The following is a 12,393-nucleotide window of genomic DNA, read 5'->3' as shown; positions in this document are numbered from 1 at the left end:
CCGATGGGAGATTGCATTACAAAATATGCCGTTGGATTATTTAACCCTTTCTATCACCCGAAGTGAAACTCCAGCCAAAACCAAGTTATACGCAATTGGACTTCTCATAGTGTTGTCAATGTACCTTGGCACCTTGAAAAAACCACGGCGTCTTTCACCCCAGCACCGAGAAGCTCCTCACCTCGACATCTACCCTCTCCGGCATAGCCTCAACTCCGAAGGGCAGCTCGTCGAGGAAGCGCTCCGCGAGGATTACCTCCCCTTCAATCCCGAGCCTCAGCCTTATCCTGCCGGGCAGGAGTTCGTAGTCGATGATTTCAGCGGTATCGCCGGGTTTTACGTAGACGCTCTCTGGCCGGAAGAATACCCTCACTTTCCCATCCCTTCCGACTTCGAAGCACAGCCCTCCGAGGCAGGCCCTCCCGTTCTCGGCTTTAAGCTCCAGTATGTTGCTCAAACCTAAAAAGCGCGCCACGAACTCGGTCTTTGGGCGGTAGTAGAGCTCCAGCGGTTTTCCAACCTGCTCAACGTGGCCGACATTCATGACGGCTATCCTGTCGCTTACCGCCATCGCCTCCTCCTGGTCGTGGGTGACGTATATCGTCGTTATTCCGAGCTCGCGCTGGATTCTCTTTATCTCTCCCCTGAGGCGCTCCCTTATCTTGGCGTCGAGGTTGCTGAGGGGCTCGTCCAGGAGCAGAACCTCTGGCTCAACGACCAAGGCCCTCGCGAGGGCAACGCGCTGCTGCTGACCGCCGCTCAGCTGCTCCGGATAGCGGTTTTCGAGGCCCTCCAGACCGACCAGCTCAAGCGCCCACTTTACCTTCCTCTCTATCTCCCCCCTTGGAAGCCCCTTCATCTCAAGGCCGAAGGCGATGTTCTTGAAGACCGTCATGTGGGGAAACAGCGCGTAGTCCTGGAAGACTATGCCTATCCCGCGCTCGTAGGGAGGTAAATCGTTCACCCGCCTTCCGTCGAAGAGTATCTCTCCCCTCTCCGGCTTTTCAAAGCCCGCTATCATTCTGAGCGTTGTGGTCTTTCCACAGCCGCTCGGCCCGAGGAGCGTGAGAAACTCGCCGTCCTTGACGTCGAGCTCGCTTATCTCAAGCCGAAAATCCTCCCACTCCTTGAGAACTCCCTTGAATTCTACCCTCACCATACCTCCTCACCTACCCTCTCGATTATCAGGAAGCTGAGAGTTGAGACCGCCATAAGAAGAACGGCCAGGGCCGAGGCCGAGCCGAACTGCCTCGCCCCGAGGAACTTGTATATGGCCACGGTCATCGTGGTGTACTCGGGTTTGGCCAGCATGTAGGTCGCTCCCAGCTCGGCTATGCTTATTGCGAAGGCGAATATCGCGCCGACGATGACTCCGCCCAAAGCCAGCGGAAGCTCCACCCTCAGGAAGGCCTTCCACTCCTTGGCGCCCAGGCTCAGCGCCGCCTCCCAGAGGTTCGGCCGTATCTTCTTCAGGGACGTTGAAACTGCGCGGAGCACGAAGGGATAGGCTATGACGGTGTGGGCGGCTATGATTATCCAGACGGTGAAGTAGAGCGGGGTCGAGTGGAAGACCCTTATGTATCCCAGACCGAGGGTTATGGCGGAGCTAGCCAGCGGGAGCATCACCAGGACGTCGAAGAGCCTCTTTCCCCTGAAGTTCCAGCGGTGGAGGGCGTAGGCTATCGGGAGGGCGACGAGAACAGACAGGAATATCGTCGCAAGACCGAAGGTGAGTGAGTTCCTTACCGCGTCAAGCGTTGTCGCCCCGAACATCGGATTGTACTCCGTTGAGAATATTCTCCGGTACCATTCGAGGCTCCAGGCATCGTTGAAGCGCAGTGAGTCGTAGAGGACAGCCAGGAGCGGGGAGACTATGAAGAGAAAGACGATTAGGGAGTATATTCCAACGAGCAGTCCCTTGAGGCTCAGCCAGTCGCGCCTCGTGAAGGGGCGAGGCTTTCTAAACACGCGCTGCTCCTCGCGCTTGGCGTAGGCATCGAGCGCCCTCAGGTAGAGGTACATGAAGCCCATGCTGAGGATTATCTGGATTATGGCCAGAGCCGAGCCGGTCTTGAAGTCGAGGAGCACCATTATCGAGGTGAAGATGTCCACCTCTATCGTGGCGTACTGGTAGCCGCCGATTATGATGGGAATCGAGAAGCTCAGGAAGCAGAACACGAAGGTGAGCATCGCCGAGGCAAAAATCGCCGGGGAGATCATCGACAGGGTAACCTTCCTGAAGAGCGTCCATCCTTTGGCCCCGAGTGCCATCGCGGCCTCCTCGTAGTGGGGGTTCACGCGCTGCCACAGCGACGAGACCATGCGTATAACTATCGGAAAGTTGTAGAAGGCGTGTGCGAGGAGAATGCCCTTCCAGGAGTAGATTATGCCCAGATCGCGGCCGATGAGGCCGGTTATGAAGCCGCTCTTTCCGAAGAGGAGTATGTATCCCAACGCGACCATCACGCTGGGCATGACAAACGGGACTGTTAAAACCGCCTTTATGGTACCCTTCCCCGGAAAGTCGTACTTGGCGAATATGTACGCCCCTGGAAGGCCGAGTGCCAGGGTAAGGAGGGTTGAGGCTATCGCCTGCCCTATCGTGAAGAGGATGACCCTCCTGTGGTAGTCGTTGGTCAGAACGGAGGAGAGGTGTTTGAGGGTGAGGCCGTTCTCCCAGAGGCCGGTTTTTAGAATACTGACTAACGGGACGTAGAAGAAGACCACGAGGAAGGCCAGAGGGATGAGCAGGAAGAGCTTTGAGAGCCTTGACCCCATGGTGACAACTCGGTTTTAGAGGTTTATAAGAGTTGATTGGGCAAGGTTGTTAAGTCCAGCATGATATTTATCACCGGTGATACCATGAAGGCTCCCGAGCTGGGAATAAGGATCGGGCTTCACCCTCACGGAAAAAGGAACTCAATAGCGGATTTGGGCGTTAAAGTCGGTCACTCAACGATAATCGATGGAGACGACATCAGAACAGGGGTTACCGTTCTGCTTCCTCCCGTCAAGAACCCCTACAGGGAGAGGCTTTTCTCAGCCACCTTCGTCATGAACGGCTTCTCCAAGCCGATAGGCTTCGTTCAGGTCGATGAGCTGGGCTACATCGAGACGCCGGTAGCGTTGACCAACACGCTGAGCGTCTATACGGTTGCGAGCGCGATGGTAGGGCACATGATTGAGCTGAACCCCGATTTGAAGAGCGTTTCGCCGGTCGTCATGGAATGCAACGACTCCTACTTGAACGACATCAGAAAGATGGCCGTTCAGGAGGAACACTACTTCGAGGCCGTAAAAAACGCGAGCCTTGACTTTGAGGAAGGTGCCGTCGGCGCTGGAACCGGAATGAGCGCCTTCGAGTTCAAGGGCGGGATAGGCTCCTCCTCAAGGGTCGTTGAAATCGGCGGCGAGGAGTACACGGTCGCGTCGCTCGTCCTGGCGAACTTCGGCAGGAGGGAAGACCTCACAATAGCCGGCGTCCCCGTCGGCCTTGAGCTGAAGGACTACCCTGGCAGGGGAACCTCCGGAAGGGGGAGCATCTCAATGGTGGTTGCCACGAACGCGCCCCTGACAGCGAGGCAGCTGAGAAGGCTGGGGAAGAGGGCCGTGGTCGGGCTCTCGAGAACCGGCGGCTACGCCTACCACGGGAGCGGCGACGTGGTTCTGGCATTCTCCACCGCCCAGACCGTTCCGCTGGATAAGGAGGCCCATCTGCTCAGCTTCCTTCCCGACAACGCTCTGAGCCCGCTCTTTAGGGCAGCCGCCGAAGCCACTGAGGAGGCTGTAATCAACGCGCTCCTGCAGGCCAGAACCGTCGAGGGAAACGGGCACGTGAGATACGCCCTTCCGGTTGATAGGCTCCTCGAAATCATGGAAAGATACGGGAGGATTGAGAGGACTTAAACCCGTATCTCATCGTATTTCTTCTTCATCAGAATTGCATCGCCCTCGATGTTCGGGCTCTCGCTTATGACGACGCCCTTGACCCTGAACTCCTTGAGAACCCTCAGCAGGTCTTCCCAGTTCATGTCGCTCTCCTGGAGGTTCAGGTGGTTCCTCTCGCCCTTCGAGGTGTAGTTTATGCCGCTTATGTGGATGTGCATGTTGTCCAGGGCTTCCCTGCCGAGCCTGTCCTCCATCAGGGAGAGCATCTCGCGCCACTCCTCGGCGGTATTGCATTTCCCAGCGTGCCTTGCATGGGCGTGGGCGAAGTCTATCGTCGGCAGGACCATCTCAACCTCTTCGCTCAGCCTCACCAGCTCCCTCAGGTCTCCGAACTGGGTCGGCTTGCCGGTCAACTCGGGCCTTATCCACACCTCTATGCCCCTGTCCTGGAGACTGCTCACTATATCCTTGATCTCGCCCTTTATCCTTTCGTAGACCTTCTCCGGGTCCTGCTTGAGGTAGTAACCGGCGTGGAAAACGACGCTCCATCCGCCCGCGTCGTACAGGCGCTCGGCGCTCTGGATTATCCTCTTCTTGCTGGCCTCGACCTTGGCCTTCTCGGCCGCGTTTAGGTTGATGTAGTACGGCGCGTGGGCGGTTAGGAGAACGTCGTGCTTTCTGGCGACGTATTTTATCTTCTTCGCCAGCTCCGGTTTGATGTTGACACCCCGGACGAACTCAAGCTCCATGGCATCGAGGCCGAGGTTCCTCACGTGGGTTATTCCGTCAATAGTTGAGCGCTTTGGGGTTGAGATTGGTATCCCGGCCGTTCCGAAGCGCAGCCTGTCAACTTTAAACATGCTCACCACCCAAAAGAATTAGGGAAGCCTAATTCATAAACCTATCGCTCTATCGATTCGCCCAGGGCCGCCTCGAGTCTGGAAATGGCCTCATCCAGCTCCCTCTCGAGGTGTTCCAGCTTGCTCCTGAGCTTTTTGAGCTCCGCCTCCCTTTCCTCGATGAGCCTCTGGAGCTCCCACAGCTCCTTCTCCATGTCCCTGGCGCCTGTTAGAACTTCGTCGCGCCTCTCCTCGAGCTCCACCAGCTTTTTCCTTTCCTCCTCTATTCTCCTGGCCTTCTCCTCGAGGTTGTTGATGAGCCACTCCGCGGTCTTTCGGTACTTCCCCTCCAGGCCGGGCTGTATCTTCCTCACGAGGGATATGAACTCCTCTGGCTTTCTGAGCGCGACGGAGCTGTCCCCAACGAATTCCTGGGCGATGGTTTCGTGAAGGCGCAGCCTCTTAACGGGCTTTTGGAGCTTCGATGCCTTTGAGCGTACTTCCGTTTCCTCGCTCCGTATTCTGGCCGAGAGGTTCTTTATCTCCGCCTCCAGCTCTTCCAGCCCGTGCAGGCGGCGCGATTCCTCGATCTCCACTCGCTTCTTTTCGGCCCTCTCCCGGAGCGCACTGAGCTCGGCCGTGATGTCTTCAATGCTCCTCCGTAGGGCTTTTTCCTCCGATATAATCTCCCGTATTCTGAGGTCCTCCAGCCCCTTCTCCGCCAGCTCGTTGTAGTACCTCACGTAGTCCTCGTTCAGCTCCTTCAACAGGCGGTTTATTGCGTAAACGTCCTTCTCGAAGAGGATTATGAGGTACCTCCCGTGTCCAACGTGGAGCTTGGCTAAATCGGGAAGGCGCTTTCCCAGGTCGTCCATATCGCCGATGCTCTCCAGGGCGTTCCTGAGGGAAGTGACGTAGTTCCTCCTCTCCGCGGTCACGATTTTCCTGATGTTGTCGTCAACGTTTTTCGGGATCTCCTTCCTCTCAAGGGAGTCTATCCTCTTCAGGACCTCCCGCAGCTTTTTCTCCAGGAGTTTGTTGTATTTTTTTCTTATTTTCTCGGCCTCTTTTGCGGCCTTCTTTCTCCTCTTATCGTACTCATCAAGCGCTTGCTCCAGCCTCAACTCTCTCCCATCCCCTAACTTTTCCCCTCATGTAGATTCCAACCAGAACCGCCACCGCGACGTCCCCCAGCGCAAACAGGAGCTTCGTGAAGACCTCTATGTCGGAGAGCGTTAGTATGGCCATCGCGTAGCGGGTGGTGAGGTCTATCGTCACCCACAGGGCCGGCATCATGAGCAGCGTTGATGTGTAGTACCAGATGTGGTAGTCCTTCCTGAGGTAGGACTGTATCACCTTACCTGTTATCATGACCCCAACCCCTATTATCAGGGAGGGACCGAGGGCGTTGATGTAGATCAGCATCGCGAGGAGCGGCGTTCCAGGGTAGCCGCCTATTATCTCCTTTGCGTACTCCTCAAGCCGGAAGTAGGCGTTTATCGCACCGCCTATGATGATCAGTACTCCGGCTATGACCGAGATGACGAAGACGAACTGCTTGGCTATGGTCTCACGGACGTTGAATCGGAAGCCCTTGGTGAAGAAGTAGCCGCCGATGAAGAGCAGTATCGTGCCGGTTATTGTGGCGGAGATTATCTTAACGCTCTCCGGATACCAGACGCCGATGAGGCGCGCTATCCCGTACAGCAGGAGTATCATACCCGGAATCCCAAGGACTACCTTGGCAACCTCGGGGTCGCTCAGTATCTCCTTCAGATACCGGTAGATGATGTAGTACGTCGTCTCTATGCCCTCGCTCTGTTTAACGACTACCCTGTGGGAGCTTATTATCGGCACCTTTGAGGTTATTATCGGGAATATCTGCTCGTCCTCGGCGCCGTCGGTGACGGTTATGACTCCATCGGTGGGGAACCTCTCAAGAACCAGCTCGAGCTGTCTGGCCAGTTCCATGTCGCTCTTAACGCCCACCTTCGGGTGGCCTGTTATGAGGGCAACCTCCACATCGTCGAACTCGCCGCTCTCCCTCAGCTCATCGTAGAGCTTGACGGCGGCGTAAACAACGTTGGCATCGCTGTCCTCGGGATCGGCAAGGCTGAGCTTTAGGGCGGCGTCGATACAGGCGTCTCGCCCGATGACCGGCCCCTCAACACCCGCCTTCTCTCCAAAGTCGTCATCGCGGTCTATAGCGAGAATCAGTGCTTTAATATCAACCACCCCTCACTTTCTCCATCACCGATTTTACCTTGTCCTCCATGCCCCTGTGCTTGTCGCGCCGATCGTCTATTCTTACGGTCGTTGAAACTCTCTCGGCTCCCAGGTTGAACATCAGTTCGTGGGCCTCCTCGATTATTGCGAACGCTTCCCGCACCGTTGGAACCTCTATGATCGTCGCCATCGGCGTCAGTTGATATTTAACTTCCTTCCTCTCTAAAAGCTTTACCACTTCCGCGACGTACCTGCTCAGGCTCTTCTCGCCGAGGGGAACGATGACGAACTCGACTATCACCACTTTCGACACCCGACTTAACTTCCTTCGGCAATTTTTTAAGCTTTGCGGGAAAGATAAATAACCCTTCCCACCGTAGGAGCGAAGGGTGAGGGCTATGTACAAAATTAAGGATGAATGGGGGGAGTTCCTCGTCAGGCTCGCGAGGAGGGCGATAGAGGAGTACGTTAGAAACGGCAGGACGATAAAGCCTCCAGAGGACACACCTCCGGAGCTGTGGGAGAAGATGGGGGTCTTCGTGACCCTCAACAATCGCCATGCACCGTCCCAGATGGCCCTCCGCGGATGCATAGGCTTTCCCCTTCCTGTATATCCTCTGGTTGAGGCCACGATAAAGGCGGCCATCTACGCCGCCGTTGACGACCCGCGCTTTCCGCCGGTGAGGGAGGGCGAGCTGGACGACCTGGTTGTCGAGGTGAGCGTTCTAACGCCCCCCGAGCTAATCGAGGGGCCGCCGGAGGAGAGGCCGAGGAAGATAAAGGTCGGCCGCGATGGGTTGATCATCGAGAAGGGCATTTACTCCGGCCTGCTCCTCCCGCAGGTGCCGATAGAGTGGGGCTGGGACGAGGAGGAGTTCTTGGCCCAGACCTGCTGGAAGGCCGGCCTACCACCCGACTGCTGGCTGGATGAGGACACTAAGGTTTACCGGTTCACGGCGGAGATTTTTGAGGAGGAGAAACCGGGCGGGCCGGTGAGGAGGAAGCCGCTGGTTTAGCCCTTTCTCATCTTTGCAATGAAGAATCCGTTGCAGTCGTGTTTGTGCGTCCACGCCCTGAAAACCCTATCGCCGATTTCAAGGAAGCCCCTATCGCCCCAGTCGAAGGGATAGTCCAGAAGTTCAAGCCCGACTTTTTCAATTGCGAAGAGGACGTTCTCCTCGTCTTCATCGATCCTAATCGAGCACGTCGAGTAGGTCATCTCCCCGCCTTTCCGGAGGTTCTCGTAGGCGTTGCGGAGCATGTTCCTCTGGACGTTTACGATGCGCTTGATCTTGTTCTCATCGAAGCGCCACTTGACCTCCGGGAACTGCCTGTAGGTTCCCGAGCTTGAGCACGGCGCATCGAGAATTATTTTGTCGAACTTGGCTTTGTCCTTAAAGCTCTGGCCGTCCGCGTGGACCAGTTTGACGTTCTTGATTCCGAGGAGCTTCATCTTCTCCTTCATGCGCATGAGCCTGTCGTAGGAGTAGTCAACCGCGATTATCTCGCCTTTATTTTCCATCAACGCCGCCGCGTGGAACGTCTTCGACCCGGGAGCGGCGGCTAAGTCCAGAACCCTCTCGCCCGGTTCCGGGGCCAGAACGTGGGCGACGTAAGCTGAAGCCAAATCCTGGATAACGAACTTCCCTTCCCTGTACCAGTCGAGCCTCGTTACCGGAGTTTTGTATTCGAGTATCTTCAGAACGTCCGGAACTGGAGTTAAGGCAGTTCTCACACCGTTCTCCTCGAGGTAATCACGGAGGGAATCAACATCGACCTTGAGCGTGTTCGCGCGAACGTAGTAGCGCTGGGGCCTGTTGTTGCTGAGGAGAAGCCTCACCGCCTCATCGTAGCCCAAAAGCTCCACCGCGTACTCGACGTACCACCTTGGATGCGAGAAGCGGACGGAGAGCCATTCTATCCTGTCCCTCTCTTTGAGCCTCTTTAGGGCACTTTCGACGTCGAACTTCTCTATCGAGTGCATGAGCGCGTTGACGAACTTGGCGCGGGAGAAATCAAAGCGCTCCTTAACGACGCGGATTATAGAGTCTGTTGCCACCGCCGGCGGCACTTTCCTGAAGTGGATTTCGAAGGTGCCTATCCTCAGAAGGTTGGCTATGTATGGGTCCAGGTCTTCCACGCTTGAACCCTTGAGGACGGAGTTGATTATGAAGTCTATCTTGGCGCGCCACTTCTCTATCTCGAAGACGTAGGCATGGGCTAATCCGCGCGCCTTGTCCCGGTCTCTACCAGACACCTTCTTGAAGACCCTCTCAAGGGCGTGCTTCGATGAGAGTTCACGCTCCTCAACTAAGCTTAACGCGTCCGCCACCACTTCCTGAAAGCTCACGCGGTAAAACAGCTCCATGGACGGGGCTTTGCGGGGGAGTTTAAAAAGGTGGTGGTGCGTTTCTACTCTGGCCACCGAAACACTTATTACCTTTGAAAGTGGGATTTGGTAGGGTGGATCCATGAAGTGGAAAAACCTGATTGCTGTCGCCGTACTGTTGGTGATCGCAGTTTCGGTCTTCCATCTCTACGTCCAGAAAGAACGTCTGAATGCCCTGATTGAGGGGCAGAGGGGCTGTGAAAGGGTTTGGATTCATACCGTGACTTTTTCCACGATGGTTGATATCCAGTTCCATTCCAAGACCGCGCTTGGGGCACTCGACTCGAATTCCACTGCCGCCTTCAACCTTTCCACAGTTGAGCTCGAATGGGACTTTCTAAGGCTCCTCAACCACCTTCTTGAGACAGAGAGTTACCTTCGAATGGATACGTTCAACGATTCGGTTCTTGAGATGGCTGACACGGGACAGTGCATAGAGTTTCTGAACGCATCAAGAACAGCTTTTCTCAATGGAACCGCCAACGTCTCTGCCGTCCGCGAAGGATTAAACCTGATCCACGACTTTGCAACGGAGTGGCGAGAGAACGGCAACTATCCCAGTGAAGAGCTCTTGAAAGCTAACGCCGAGCTTCAGCAGAAATGTGGCGACCTTATTCAAAAGGTTGAGACACCGTGATTGCCCCTTTTCCGTTTCCCCTCTCTTTTAAGCATGGCGAAGTTTATTAGTCTCCAGTTCGATAATCCCACAGGTGTTGGTTATGATCCTCGATACCGACTACATCACAGAGGATGGGAAGCCCGTCATAAGGATATTCAAGAAGGAGAACGGCGAGTTCAAGATAGAATATGACAGGAACTTTGAGCCTTACATCTATGCCCTTCTGAAGGACGATTCTGCCATAGAGGACGTTAAGAAGATAACCGCCGGGCGCCACGGCAGGGTCGTTAAGGTGAAGCGCGCCGAGAAGGTTAAGAAGAAGTTCCTCGGCAGGCCTGTGGAGGTCTGGGTTCTCTACTTTACCCACCCCCAGGACGTCCCGGCGATAAGGGACGAGATACGAAGGCATCCTGCCGTCGTTGACATCTACGAGTACGACATACCCTTCGCCAAGCGCTACCTCATAGACAAGGGCCTGATTCCGATGGAGGGCGACGAGGAGCTCAAGCTGCTCTCCTTCGACATCGAGACTCTCTATCACGAGGGCGAGGAGTTCGGAACAGGGCCGATCCTCATGATAAGCTACGCCGACGAGGGCGAGGCGAGGGTCATAACGTGGAAAAAGATAGACCTCCCCTACGTTGACGTCGTCTCCACCGAGAAGGAGATGATAAAGCGCTTCCTCAAGGTTGTTAAGGAGAAGGACCCCGACGTGCTCATAACCTACAACGGCGACAACTTTGACTTCGCCTACCTCAAGAAGCGGTGTGAGAAGCTTGGGATAAAGTTCACTCTCGGGAGAGATGGGAGCGAGCCCAAAATCCAGCGCATGGGGGACAGGTTTGCGGTCGAGGTGAAGGGGAGGATTCACTTTGACCTCTACCCAGTCATAAGGAGGACGATAAACCTTCCAACCTACACCCTTGAGGCGGTTTACGAGGCAGTCTTTGGAAAGCCGAAGGAGAAGGTCTACCCGGAGGAGATAACCAGGGCCTGGGAGACCGGCGAGGGGCTTGAGAGGGTCGCGCGCTACTCCATGGAGGACGCGAAGGTGACCTATGAGCTGGGGAGAGAGTTCTTCCCGATGGAGGCCCAGCTCTCCCGTTTAATCGGCCAGAGCCTCTGGGACGTCTCCCGATCAAGCACCGGCAACCTCGTGGAGTGGTTCCTCCTGAGGAAGGCCTACGAGAGGAACGAGCTCGCCCCAAACAAGCCCGACGAGCGGGAACTTGCGAGACGGCGCGGGGGCTACGCCGGCGGCTACGTTAAGGAGCCGGAGCGTGGACTGTGGGACAACATAGTCTACTTAGACTTCCGCAGCCTGTATCCCTCGATCATCATCACCCACAACGTCTCGCCGGACACTCTAAACCGCGAGGGCTGTAAGGAGTACGACACCGCCCCACAGGTCGGCCACAGGTTCTGTAAGGACTTCCCGGGCTTCATACCGAGCCTTTTGGGTTCCCTTCTCGACGAGAGGCAGAAGATAAAGAAGAAAATGAAGACAACGATAGACCCGCTGGAGAAGAAGCTCCTCGATTACAGGCAACGAGCTATCAAGATTCTTGCCAACAGCTATTACGGCTACTACGCCTACGCACGTGCCCGCTGGTACTGCAAGGAGTGCGCCGAGAGCGTTACGGCATGGGGCAGGGACTACATCGAGATGGTCATCAGGGAACTTGAGGAAAAATTCGGCTTTAAAGTCCTCTATGCCGATACGGACGGTCTCCATGCCACTATTCCTGGAATGGACGCAGAAACAGTCAGGAAAAAGGCAATGGTGTTTTTAAAATACATAAACGCCAAACTACCAGGTCTGCTTGAACTCGAATACGAGGGCTTCTACGTCAGGGGATTCTTCGTGACGAAGAAGAAGTACGCTGTCATAGACGAGGAGGGCAAGATAACCACGCGCGGGCTTGAGATCGTCCGGCGCGACTGGAGCGAGATAGCCAAGGAGACCCAGGCGAGGGTTTTGGAGGCCATACTGAGGCACGGTGACGTCGAGGAGGCCGTCAGGATAGTCAAGGACGTTACCGAGAAGCTGAGCAGGTACGAGGTTCCGCCGGAGAAGCTGGTCATTCACGAGCAGATTACCAGGGAGCTGAAGGATTACAAGGCCACCGGTCCGCACGTGGCCATAGCGAAGCGCCTCGCGGCGAGGGGAATAAAGATACGCCCCGGCACGGTGATAAGCTACATCGTCCTCAAGGGCTCCGGAAGGATAGGCGACAGGGCGATTCCGTTCGACGAGTTCGACCCGACGAAGCACCGCTATGACGCAGAATACTACATCGAAAACCAGGTCCTGCCGGCCGTGGAGAGGATTCTGAAGGCCTTCGGCTACAAGAAGGAGGATCTACGCTATCAGAAAACGAGGCAGGTCGGCCTCGGCGCATGGCTTAAGCCGAAGGGGAAGAAGTGATCCC

General features: G+C 55.8%; 11 protein-coding genes. 4 read left to right on the top strand and 7 right to left on the bottom strand.

Translation table 11 applies throughout. The features are described from left to right. Positions 1-154 precede the first annotated feature (154 nt). Both GQS_RS05335 and GQS_RS05330 read right to left on the bottom strand, forming a co-directional pair. Positions 155-1,159, bottom strand: coding sequence for an ABC transporter ATP-binding protein (locus GQS_RS05335; RefSeq protein WP_014012648.1), 1,005 nt, complete (start codon positions 1,157-1,159; stop codon positions 155-157). Next, positions 1,153-2,778 carry an iron ABC transporter permease gene (locus GQS_RS05330; RefSeq protein ID WP_014012647.1) on the bottom strand — a complete coding sequence of 542 codons (1,626 nt, stop codon included), beginning with the start codon at positions 2,776-2,778 and terminating at the stop codon, positions 1,153-1,155. The genes GQS_RS05335 and GQS_RS05330 overlap by 7 nt, the downstream gene beginning before the upstream one ends. A gap of 84 nt (positions 2,779-2,862) precedes the next feature. On the opposite strand from GQS_RS05330, the gene GQS_RS05325 reads away from it, so the two are divergent. Continuing rightward, positions 2,863-3,906, top strand: coding sequence for a P1 family peptidase (locus GQS_RS05325; protein ID WP_014012646.1), 1,044 nt, complete (start codon positions 2,863-2,865; stop codon positions 3,904-3,906). On the opposite strand, the gene GQS_RS05320 is transcribed toward GQS_RS05325, so the two are convergent. Genes GQS_RS05320 through GQS_RS05305 form a run of 4 tightly spaced genes read right to left on the bottom strand, consistent with a single transcriptional unit; the run spans position 3,903 to position 7,257 of the window. Continuing rightward, positions 3,903-4,748 carry a deoxyribonuclease IV gene (locus tag GQS_RS05320; RefSeq protein ID WP_014012645.1) on the bottom strand — a complete coding sequence of 282 codons (846 nt, stop codon included), beginning with the start codon at positions 4,746-4,748 and terminating at the stop codon, positions 3,903-3,905. The two genes, GQS_RS05325 and GQS_RS05320, sit on opposite strands and share 4 nt — an antisense overlap. A gap of 41 nt (positions 4,749-4,789) precedes the next feature. Continuing rightward, a complete protein-coding gene (locus GQS_RS05315; protein WP_014012644.1) occupies positions 4,790-5,851 on the bottom strand; it encodes a hypothetical protein in 1,062 nt (353 codons plus the stop codon). Beyond that, a complete protein-coding gene (locus GQS_RS05310; protein WP_014012643.1) occupies positions 5,829-6,962 on the bottom strand; it encodes a DUF373 family protein in 1,134 nt (377 codons plus the stop codon). The genes GQS_RS05315 and GQS_RS05310 overlap by 23 nt, the downstream gene beginning before the upstream one ends. Beyond that, positions 6,955-7,257, bottom strand: coding sequence for an MTH1187 family thiamine-binding protein (locus GQS_RS05305; RefSeq protein WP_014012642.1), 303 nt, complete (start codon positions 7,255-7,257; stop codon positions 6,955-6,957). Before GQS_RS05305 ends, GQS_RS05310 begins: the two co-directional genes overlap by 8 nt. Before the next feature lie 94 nt (positions 7,258-7,351). On the opposite strand from GQS_RS05305, the gene GQS_RS05300 reads away from it, so the two are divergent. Continuing rightward, the gene (locus GQS_RS05300; protein ID WP_014012641.1) at positions 7,352-7,969 is read left to right on the top strand and encodes a TIGR00296 family protein; all 618 of its coding nucleotides are present in this window, start codon (positions 7,352-7,354) and stop codon (positions 7,967-7,969) included. Here the strand turns inward: GQS_RS05300 and GQS_RS05295 are convergent. Beyond that, complete coding sequence (locus tag GQS_RS05295; protein WP_014012640.1) at positions 7,966-9,321, bottom strand: RsmB/NOP family class I SAM-dependent RNA methyltransferase; 1,356 nt, start codon at positions 9,319-9,321, stop codon at positions 7,966-7,968. The genes GQS_RS05300 and GQS_RS05295 overlap by 4 nt on opposite strands. A gap of 103 nt (positions 9,322-9,424) precedes the next feature. Between GQS_RS05295 and GQS_RS05290 the strand changes: the two genes are divergently transcribed. Continuing rightward, a complete protein-coding gene (locus GQS_RS05290) occupies positions 9,425-9,979 on the top strand; it encodes a hypothetical protein (protein ID WP_014012639.1) in 555 nt (184 codons plus the stop codon). 82 nt (positions 9,980-10,061) lie between these two features. Beyond that, complete coding sequence (locus tag GQS_RS05285; RefSeq protein WP_014012638.1) at positions 10,062-12,389, top strand: DNA polymerase; 2,328 nt, start codon at positions 10,062-10,064, stop codon at positions 12,387-12,389. The last annotated feature ends 4 nt before the right edge of the window (positions 12,390-12,393 follow it).

The sequence above is a fragment of the Thermococcus sp. 4557 genome (assembly GCF_000221185.1).
GTDB lineage: Archaea > Methanobacteriota_B > Thermococci > Thermococcales > Thermococcaceae > Thermococcus.
Note: the sequence above shows the minus strand (reverse complement) of the source record. Positions and strands in the feature narration are given on the sequence as shown.

Coding starts and splice junctions, on each gene's coding strand:
- GQS_RS05335 (WP_014012648.1), bottom strand. CDS start 1,159: ATGGTGAGGGTAGAATTCAAGGGAGTTCTCAAGGAGTGGGAGGATTTT.
- GQS_RS05330 (WP_014012647.1), bottom strand. CDS start 2,778: ATGGGGTCAAGGCTCTCAAAGCTCTTCCTGCTCATCCCTCTGGCCTTC.
- GQS_RS05325 (WP_014012646.1), top strand. CDS start 2,863: ATGAAGGCTCCCGAGCTGGGAATAAGGATCGGGCTTCACCCTCACGGA.
- GQS_RS05320 (WP_014012645.1), bottom strand. CDS start 4,748: ATGTTTAAAGTTGACAGGCTGCGCTTCGGAACGGCCGGGATACCAATC.
- GQS_RS05300 (WP_014012641.1), top strand. CDS start 7,352: ATGTACAAAATTAAGGATGAATGGGGGGAGTTCCTCGTCAGGCTCGCG.
- GQS_RS05295 (WP_014012640.1), bottom strand. CDS start 9,321: ATGGAGCTGTTTTACCGCGTGAGCTTTCAGGAAGTGGTGGCGGACGCG.
- GQS_RS05290 (WP_014012639.1), top strand. CDS start 9,425: ATGAAGTGGAAAAACCTGATTGCTGTCGCCGTACTGTTGGTGATCGCA.
- GQS_RS05285 (WP_014012638.1), top strand. CDS start 10,062: ATGATCCTCGATACCGACTACATCACAGAGGATGGGAAGCCCGTCATA.